This is a genomic window from Chitinophaga sp. (genome assembly GCF_036566945.1).
GTDB lineage: Bacteria > Bacteroidota > Bacteroidia > Chitinophagales > Chitinophagaceae > Chitinophaga.
Window position 1 is genome coordinate 1 of sequence record NZ_DATCVJ010000208.1, and the last position, 2,844, is coordinate 2,844.

The window sequence follows — 2,844 nt, forward strand, 5'->3', positions numbered from 1 at the left end:
CAGGTCTATCTGGGAAGCTACGCCGCCCAAAGCACCACGGTCAAGGATGTCCGTATTGTCACTTCTTACTTCCATCAGGTAGTAACTGGATTTACCATAAGAGCGTGTGCTCTGTAGTCCATCGTAGATAGCGTTTACGCCCTGCTGGAAATCATTCGACGTTTTAAAAAAGGTGGCCGTAGTTTGATTGGAAACCGGTGCCAGGTTAATAAAATCTTTACTGCAGGAAGATATAACCGTTACCAGCGACAAGCCTGCTATTGCTTTTGTGATATTTAACTTCATAAGTTCCCGTTTTTAGAATGAAAGATTGATACCTGCGGTGAATGTTCTCGGCAAAGGATAAGTACCATAGTCCTCTCCTTGCGACAGCGGGCTATCCGGTCTGGCATTCACTTCCGGGTTGTAGCCGGTATAATTGGTCCAGGTATAGATGTTCTGACCAGATACATACACCCGCAATCCCTGTATCTTATTTTTCAACAACTTTTGATTAAAGGTGTAGCCGATGGTGAGGTTACGTAAACGCACATACGAACCATCTTCTACAAAAAAGGAACTGGGTTGAGCGCTGTTACCGGTGGTTACACGGTTAGGCCGGATGGTGTTGCCGTCACCCGGATCTGCAGGCGATTTCCAGTACCCTGTCTCTTCAATCATCTGGTTGGCATTACCTTCTCCATTGTACAGGAAGCGGCGTTGCAGGTTCATGATTTTATTACCGTTTGATGCCTGCAATGCAACAGTGAGATCAAAACCTTTATACCGGAATTCGTTAGAGAGGCCCCATATAAACTTAGGGAAGTAGCTGCCAATCTCTGTTCTGTCGTTGGCATCAATTTTTTTATCCTCGTTCACATCAATGAACTTACGATCACCCGGTTTGGTGGTAGCATAATGCGGATATGCATCCAGGGCTGCCTGGTCTTTGAACGAGCCGCCGTTTACATAGCCATAATAGCTACCGATCGGTGAACCTACTTTTGTGATATATAACTGTGAAATGGTACCGTTACCACCATCAGAAATGATAGGCGCATTGTTGGCGCCGAGTTGCAGCACTTCATTTTTATTAACAGAGATGTTGAAGCTGGTATTCCATACAAAAGCACCGGTCAGGTTGCGGGTATTCAAACCGAATTCCACCCCTGTATTACGCACTTTACCGATGTTCTTTAATGCTGTACCAAATCCGGAACTGAGTGCTACTGGTACATTCAGCAACAGGTCAGAGGTAGTAGCCCGGTAATAATCTGCGCTGAGGTAAATCCGGTTGGTAAATAAACCAATGTCTATCCCTGCGTTCAGCTGTACCGTTTTTTCCCAGGTAAGATCCGGGTTAGCGGGTTGGGATAATCCTACCCCATTGACCGCGGTACCGCTGCCGTTACCCAATATATAGCCGTTGGAGGACAACAGATCGTAAGAGGCGTAGTTGGCAATCTGGAAGTTACCGGAGGTACCATAGCTCACGCGGGCTTTCAGTTCAGAAATAGCTTTCACATGAAAGAATGACTCGTTGCTGATCAGCCATCCACCGGAAACGGCGGGGAAGTAGCCCCATTTGTTGTTGGCGCCGAAGCGGGAAGAGCCGTCGCTGCGGATGCTGGCGGAGATGAAATATTTATCATCGTAATTGTAGTTCACCCTGCCGAGGTACGACAACAGCGACCATTGTGATTCGGTAGAAGTACCGCTGGTGATGGTGGCGGCGTTCAGCGTTTTTACGGCATCGTTAGGGAAGCCTGTACCATCGGTTTCATTGGCTTTGGTAACATTTTTCTGAGAAGTATAACCTGCCAGGATATCGAAGCGGTGGTTTTCGTGTAGACTAAACTGGTAGTTCAGGGTGTTTTCCCAGAGCCAGTTGGTAGACAATGCCGATTGTGCAGAGCCTTTTGGAATAGTGGGCGCTGCCTGTTGTACGGGCTTGTAGCTTCCCAGCGTTGACGGCCGGAAATAATTACGGCTGAAATGATTAATATCTGAGCCGAAGAATGTTTTAAACTTAAGTCCTTTAATGATTTCATATTCGGCGTAGGCGCTACCGAGGTTGCGCACATGGTCCATTTTATCTTTTATCTGTGTAGCCAGTGCTACGGGGTTTTCACCACCGGAATAACCATAGGCCCAAACATTCTGCCGGTTAGTGGCCAGCGAGCCATCTGCGTTATACACCGGGAATATCGGGGATGCTTTCAGGGCATTGCTGAGGATACCGTCGAAGGTCCAGGGGCCTTCACTGTTAATCAGGTCGTAGTGATCAAAGGTGGGGTTCACGGAAACGCCTATCCGTAGTTTTTGTGTGAGCGCTGCTGTCAGGTTAGCTCTCAGTCCATATCTTTTATAGCCGGAGCCGAGGATGATACCTTTCTGATCCAGGTAGTTGCCGGATGCGTAATACTGAAACTTATCACTGCCTCCGGAAACATACAGCGTATGATTTTGAATGGGTGCTGTTCTGAACAGGGCATCCTGCCAGTCTGTATTCGTAAGACCGGGATCGCCTGCCAGGTAAGGCAGCGTTTCAGGAGCTATCTGATAGTTGGAATTGCCCCTGGTGGCATTGTCGTCTGTTATTTTACCGGATGGTTTAGCATCGAGGTAGGCGTTGTTCTTGGCATCAAAGCTGAACTTCGACCAGGTATAGGCATCCATCAGTTTTATTTTTTTGCTGGCTTCCTGAAAGCCCGCGTACATATTATATCCAAAAGAAGGGGGGCCTGATGTTTTGCCTTTTTTGGTGGTAATGAGTACGACGCCGTTAGAAGCCCTGGAACCGTAGATGGATGCGGAAGACGCATCTTTCAGGATATCAATGGAGGCGATATCGTCGCTATTGAG

General features: G+C 47.6%; 1 protein-coding gene and 1 pseudogene. Both read right to left on the minus strand.

Annotation, left to right across the window (positions count from 1 at the left end; all coding sequences use genetic code 11):
* A pseudogene (locus tag VIP81_RS05940) lies at positions 1–285 on the minus strand (hypothetical protein); the annotation flags it as partial.
* Between the two features lie 12 nt (positions 286–297).
* On the minus strand, positions 298–2,844 hold a 2,547-nt coding region (locus VIP81_RS05945), incomplete at its 5' end, for a SusC/RagA family TonB-linked outer membrane protein (RefSeq protein ID WP_331957555.1).